The organism is Pseudanabaena cinerea FACHB-1277 (assembly GCF_014696345.1).
GTDB classification, from domain to species: Bacteria; Cyanobacteriota; Cyanobacteriia; order Pseudanabaenales; family Pseudanabaenaceae; genus Pseudanabaena; species Pseudanabaena cinerea.
The window spans coordinates 1-5,828 of the sequence record NZ_JACJPY010000147.1 but is presented as its reverse complement, the minus strand read 5'-3'; the positions used below and the strand labels follow the sequence as shown (position 1 = coordinate 5,828).

The 5,828-nt window shown below is 43.7% G+C and carries 6 protein-coding genes; 1 reads left to right on the top strand and 5 read right to left on the bottom strand.

Annotation, left to right across the window (positions count from 1 at the left end):
- Nucleotides 1-148: 148 nt before the first annotated feature.
- The 5 genes from H6F44_RS22025 to purS form a co-directional block, all read right to left on the bottom strand.
- Nucleotides 149-529 (bottom strand): hypothetical protein, encoded by a 381-nt coding sequence (locus tag H6F44_RS22025; RefSeq protein ID WP_190353230.1) that lies wholly within the window; start codon nt 527-529, stop codon nt 149-151.
- Nucleotides 530-676: 147 nt separating this feature from the next.
- Nucleotides 677-1,339 carry a fasciclin domain-containing protein gene (locus H6F44_RS22020; protein WP_190353229.1) on the bottom strand — a complete coding sequence of 221 codons (663 nt, stop codon included), beginning with the start codon at nt 1,337-1,339 and terminating at the stop codon, nt 677-679.
- A gap of 282 nt (nt 1,340-1,621) precedes the next feature.
- Nucleotides 1,622-2,137 carry a phosphohistidine phosphatase SixA gene (sixA, locus tag H6F44_RS22015; RefSeq protein WP_190353228.1) on the bottom strand — a complete coding sequence of 172 codons (516 nt, stop codon included), beginning with the start codon at nt 2,135-2,137 and terminating at the stop codon, nt 1,622-1,624.
- Nucleotides 2,130-2,828: a phosphoribosylformylglycinamidine synthase subunit PurQ gene (purQ, locus tag H6F44_RS22010; RefSeq protein ID WP_190353227.1), complete on the bottom strand. Its 699-nt coding sequence runs from the start codon at nt 2,826-2,828 to the stop codon at nt 2,130-2,132. The genes sixA and purQ overlap by 8 nt, the downstream gene beginning before the upstream one ends.
- A 2-nt stretch (nt 2,829-2,830) precedes the next feature.
- A complete protein-coding gene (purS, locus tag H6F44_RS22005) occupies nt 2,831-3,094 on the bottom strand; it encodes a phosphoribosylformylglycinamidine synthase subunit PurS (protein WP_190353226.1) in 264 nt (87 codons plus the stop codon).
- A 232-nt stretch (nt 3,095-3,326) separates the two neighbouring features.
- Here purS and H6F44_RS23845 point away from each other — a divergent pair, with 232 nt between their 5' ends.
- Nucleotides 3,327-5,768, top strand: coding sequence for a HEAT repeat domain-containing protein (locus H6F44_RS23845; RefSeq protein ID WP_190353225.1), 2,442 nt, complete (start codon nt 3,327-3,329; stop codon nt 5,766-5,768).
- The last annotated feature ends 60 nt before the right edge of the window (nt 5,769-5,828 follow it).

Here is a 5,828-nt window from a genome sequence, read left to right as displayed (position 1 = left end):
AATCCATGCAATGTTCCAAAGATCTTACGTTTGCGTACAGCTTTTCTTAATAATTCCCCATCGCTAAGTATTTCTACTTAGCGCAAACTTGGGATGCTCCCTGTTCTAAAAGTGTTATATGGTTGGTGTCAAGTATCCATAGAGTCATTTAAGCTAATTCCTCTTCTAGAATCTCTTGGCGACTTGCTTCCATATAAGCCACAACTTCTTCAAACAAATCAGCATTATCCTTGTGCATTCCTGCGATTTTCAGCCAAGGATTTTCTTTCTTAAGCTCAACTGGATGTGACAAATGTAGTTCAGCGATTTCTACTTCGGATGATTTTTTTACACCGTTTATATTCAATGAATTAAAAAAGATGTTTAATCGAGCATCTACCACATTAGCAATTACTTCCATAAGTTGATCAACTGTCAAACTACTAACTAATTGTGGAGAATTACTAGGAGCCAAAGTTTCTGCTGCCGATTCTGCTTGCGTTTTTATGCGTTCATCAACGGTCAAGCTATTGGCTAATTGAGTAGTCATTTTTGTTAGTCCCCATTTTATAAATTCAGTTAAGTTCAGCAAATGCTTCAAAGTTTAAACTGAGTGTTTGTAGATATTAAAGTCCCCGATTTTTTGATGCCTCGGAGACTTTAATTTGCTAGTTTTTATCACCCAAATCGCCAAAATTTATAAACTAGGAGGCAGAATTACATTGTCAATTCTATGAATAACACCGTTACTAGCGGGGATATCAGCCCCAGTTACATTGCCATCATTGACATATACACCTGTTGCTCGGTCAACTTTAACAGTAATAAGATCCCCTTGTAAGCTACTCACTTGCCCAGATTTTAAGTCACTGGAGAGTACCCTGCCAGGGACTACATGATAGGTTAAAATCTTGACCAACACTTCCTTGTTTTCTGGCTTCAATAAATCCTGTAATGCGTCCTGTGGTAGTTTTGCGAATGCTGCGTCTGTAGGAGCAAAAATTGTGTAAGGACTTTTTCCTTTCAAGGTTTTTGTAAGGCTTGCTGCATCTAAAGCTTTAATGAGAGTTTTAAAAGATCCATCACTCTGAAGCACTTCGATAATGTTCTTGGACTCTGTGGGAGTTCCGACTGGTGCAGTAGGAGCTTCTGTGGTTGGTTGGGTAGTTTGGCTGACTGATTCAGTGGGAACTGGTGGTGTTTTACCACGATTGTAAGGTGGTTCGTTGAAAATACTTGGTCTGGGATTTAGACCGCGTTGTGCTTGCGCTGGAGATGGAATGGTAGTCAAAATACCGATGCTCATTAATCCTATGATTACCGTAATTTTGAGCAATAATTTGCCGTAGTTAGCATTCATGAATTTTGTTTGTATTGATTGCATACGAATTATATCGAAAGTTATTAAATATTGATAACTAGAAAGGTTCTTGAGTGAAGAGCAAGATTTTTTACAAAAATTGAGATAATGTGAGCATTTTTATATTTACCAGCCATTTTTAGCCAAAGATTTTCCTGCTTAACATCTTCTTCAAACAGCACTTTATACTGACTTAAAATCCACAAGAAAAATTTTAAATCGCCGCTTTCAAAATTTTTCTTGTGGCTCGTTTGATCGGCTATTGCTGTAGCTTGGTGAAATCTAGATCAACAATTTAGGTGGGATCGAGAGAAATAAAATGCCATTGCCTTGCCAAGTAATTTCTGGCTGCGGAATTGGCAAAGATATACCGATAATGCCAGCTTTTTTTAGAACTAACACCCCCTTCGCCTCGCCCCAAATTAATAGCTCCGCCCAAGTCGTCAAATCTGGCTCATGGCCAATGATTCCCAATGAAGCCTTGGATGGTTGTGGTTGTTGAAAAAGCCACTGAATCGCCCTTTCACGCCAACGCTCAAAATTACCATCGGGGGCTAACTCCGCCGCTTCTTGTACGGGACAGTTAGGAAAAGTATCGGCAAAAATGGCGGCGGTTTGCTGGGCGCGGGCTAGGGGGCTGGTTTGCAAGAGGTCAAAGCGCAAGCCTAGATCATGCAGGCGACTGGCAACCTGTTGAGTTTTTTTGCGCCCTTCTGGGGTGAGTGGACGATCTCGATCGCTGTCATAACTTTCCCGATCGGCGGCGATGCCATGACGAATTAAATATAGGCTAGGCATAGGTAAGAGCGCTCTCTAGGAGGCTAGCAAATAAGGCTTTACCGTCAGTGCCACCGAGTATGCTTTCGGCGGCGCGTTCGGGGTGGGGCATCATGCCGATCGCATTGCCCTGTGGGTTGCAAATACCAGCAATATTGTTGAGGGAGCCGTTGGGATTGGCGGCATCGGTGATCTTGCCATCAGCATCGCAATATCTAAAGACAATTTGCTGATGATCTTCTAAGGATTTAAGTGTGTCAGCATCGGCAAAATAACAGCCTTCACCATGGGCGATCGGTAAGGAGATGACCTGATGCTGTTGATATTTTTGGGTAAATGCTAAATTATGACGCTCTACCCTTAGAGAGACGCGATCGCAAATAAAATGCAAATCGCGATTTCGCACTAAAGCCCCAGGCAATATTCCTGCTTCGGTCAGAATTTGAAAACCATTACAAATACCGATCGCATATTTACCCTTTGCCACATGATCCTGCAAAGCTCTCATCACGGGCGCAAATCTGGCGATCGCCCCACAGCGCAAATAGTCACCATAGCTAAATCCCCCAGGTACAACGATCACATCACAGTCACTAATATCGGTGTCGCTATGCCAAATCATGCGGGTGGGCTGTTTTAAAATGCCACTGGTGACGGTTGCCACATCGCGATCGCAATTTGAGCCAGGGAAAACGAGGATACCAAATTTCATGTTTAAACCTCTTCTGAAGCGATCGGGGTTAGCTCAACGCGATAATTCTCAATTACAGGGTTTGCTAGTAACTTGTCGGCTGCTTCATTTAGCTTTTGCGATGCCTCGGTTTCATCAGCAGCATCAAGCATAATTTCCACATACTTGCCAATTCTTACCGAATCCACATGATAGTCCATTTGCTTGAGGGCAGACTGTACGGCTGTACCTGCGGGATCTAGCACTGATGGGCGCAGGGTGACGAATATGCGGGCTTGATACTTCATGTTGATTGCTAATGTTGATGGAGAGTAATTAATTTTATAGTGGGAAGGGAGTAAAAATTAGTAAATTTCCTATTTTTGTCTAAGTCCTGTTGTATGTTATTCGTATGTCTCTTACTAACAGAGTATTAAGATGTCAAGTTCGCATAACTTATCAAATCCGCTCATAAACTCCGCAAATAGCTTCTTTGAAATAAGTTGGGAGTTAGGAACAGAATTTTTTGCTTCGCTTCCAGTGGAACAACAACAACCAGCGATCGCCCGATTGCTCAAGGCGAATATTTCTGACTTCTATCGTATATATCTATTCAGTAAGCTCAAGACTCCCGATGTCCTGCCTTACTTGGCTTCGGCTTTAAAACAGTACCCACAACTAGCGTTAAAAGGAATGCGGTTGCACAGTGCCACCAAGATCATTCCTTACTTGCTAGATGCAACCGATGAAATTGAAGTAACTGCTCTACTAGGGGAATTAGGTGCAGTTTGTGCAATTAATGCCATTCGCCAAATAATCAAAGAAGGAAATAGTGATTTACAGGCAGTCGGTATCGATGCACTCATTGAGATTGGACGACAAAATTTAGAGCGTTATCGTCAAAGGCGATCCTATCCCAGCGATCGCCATCGGGTGGAGGTGCAGATGTTGCTCAAGCAATATCAACTCAGCCAAAGTCATGAAGATATGGAATCTCTCCGCTATATTGCATCAGCACTATACGATCTAGATCGCAAACAGGCGATCGCCTGCCTCAGAGAAACGGAAAAACGTAGCCAAGACTTTGTCGCTTCGCCATTGGCAGCGCTGCTCTACCAAGCAGGTAGCTACCCTCGCTCTGGTCCCATCACCCTCAGCCTGAACCCTATTGTGTGCTACGGCTCTTGGTTATGGAAGAAAATCAAGCATCTATGGCAAAAGCCAGATTACCCATCTGCCACAATCGGGATTATCGCTGCTATTCTCAATGGCTTATGTGATGTCCTCAGTACGATTCAGGATATTGACCAAAGGCGGAAAATAGCGCAAGCATTCAAGGATCTTGGCGGCGATAAGTTCCATCAATATTTGTGTAATCAACAAAGGGGCAAGTTTGGGACATCTATGTATGATGTTTCAGATTCTGATCTCCTAAAAAAACAGATACCTGCTTTACAAATTTTAGGATTGATCAAGGATGAACAGTCTATCCCTACGTTCGTGAGTAAACTGGATACGGAGCATGAGGGAATTTATGCGGCAGCGATCGCCGCTTTAGCAGAAACTGGCTCTAGTAAATGGATTAACGTTGCTGTTAACTCCCTCGCACATCAGCATAATTCGCAATTTTTGATGTCAGCCTTGGCGCAATTTGAGCAATCGATGAATCGTGCTGAAAACGTTCCCATTCTCATTCATCTTCTGCTTACTGGCAGAGCCAACTATTATGCTCAAGTGCCGCAACTGCGTTCAGAAATCCAAGGATTACAAGCCAAATTTGCGCCAACTCCCGCCAGCCCAGAGAATGCTGACCCCATGATGGCGGCTTCTGCGGCAATCCATCCCTTAGAATGGCTAACCTTCATGCTTGGCTCCTTATTTGGCGTTCAAGGTAGTCAAATGTATTTAGAGACTATGCCGCATGAGCAAGCACAGCAGATGAAGGCTTTAATTAAGGAAGTTGAGAGGATTAGCCTTGAATATCAGATTAAAATCACAGACTTAGCGGCTGTCATTCAAAGCGCTCAATATGACACCTATGATGATTACTTAACGGCGACCCAAGCGCAGGTAGCTAAGTTGTACGCTAAAGGTGAAGATGAAAAAGCGGCAACGGAGTTATTTAGCAATCTGGAGATTCGGAAAGTCGCTGCCAAGGTCTTGGCAAAACTGCAACCCACGGAGGCTATTCCTGCGTTGAAGTCGATTTTGACAGAACAGCATGATTTCCCTCAGTTTGCGGAGTTACGGCAAATAGCCGCTAGTGTCGTGATTAAGTTAGGTCAGTTTAATCAGGATGATCTAGAACAATTACTAAGCGATCGCGATGAAAATGTGCGCCAAGCGGTACTGGCGGCGATCGCTGAGCGGCGAGATCCTGCGGCAATTCCAATTTTGATCCCGATGGTGAGCGACTATTTACATCCCCAAAAGATACAAGCCGCAGAAACGCTATTGGCAATTGGTGGTGATTTGGCTACCCAAGCATTTATTCAAATTGCTCAAGAGGCAACGGAAAAAATTGTTCACATTGGGGCAGTTAATTATTTAGCAGCAACAAGAACAAAACTGGCAGGCTCATTCATCGTCAACTATGTGCAGTCTCATCCTGAATATAGGGATTTAATTTACATTATCAAGGATTTGGGCTTTACAGGCGAAAGTGCGCTTATTCCCCTGATCAAGCCTTACTTGATTAGAGCTTTTTCCCTAGATGCGGCGACCGCTGCCCTTGTGCGACTGGGTGATGAGGACGCTTTTAATGTCGCGGTCATAGAACTTGCCACCCCACTGCCGCCCTTGCCCTATGGCGATCAACAGATGCGATTGAAGGGGAGGCGCGATATTGCTGAGGCGATCGCTGGCGATGCGGTCTTTTTGACCGTTGGTTTTGCCAAAGTACAACAGGTGGTTGCCCAAACTGACGATCTGGAAATTTTTCAAATATTGCAAAATGCTTTAAATAAATTTAAAAACCCCTAACGCCGTTTTCGGTAGTCCTAAAAAGGAAAGGATTTATACGGTAAGGATGGGCGGCGCTTC

Bases quoted from the DNA above. Each gene is read 5' to 3' on its own strand.
- H6F44_RS22025 (WP_190353230.1), bottom strand. From the start codon at position 529: ATGACTACTCAATTAGCCAATAGCTTGACCGTTGATGAACGCATAAAA.
- H6F44_RS22020 (WP_190353229.1), bottom strand. From the start codon at position 1,339: ATGAATGCTAACTACGGCAAATTATTGCTCAAAATTACGGTAATCATA.
- sixA (WP_190353228.1), bottom strand. From the start codon at position 2,137: ATGCCTAGCCTATATTTAATTCGTCATGGCATCGCCGCCGATCGGGAA.
- purQ (WP_190353227.1), bottom strand. From the start codon at position 2,828: ATGAAATTTGGTATCCTCGTTTTCCCTGGCTCAAATTGCGATCGCGAT.
- purS (WP_190353226.1), bottom strand. From the start codon at position 3,094: ATGAAGTATCAAGCCCGCATATTCGTCACCCTGCGCCCATCAGTGCTA.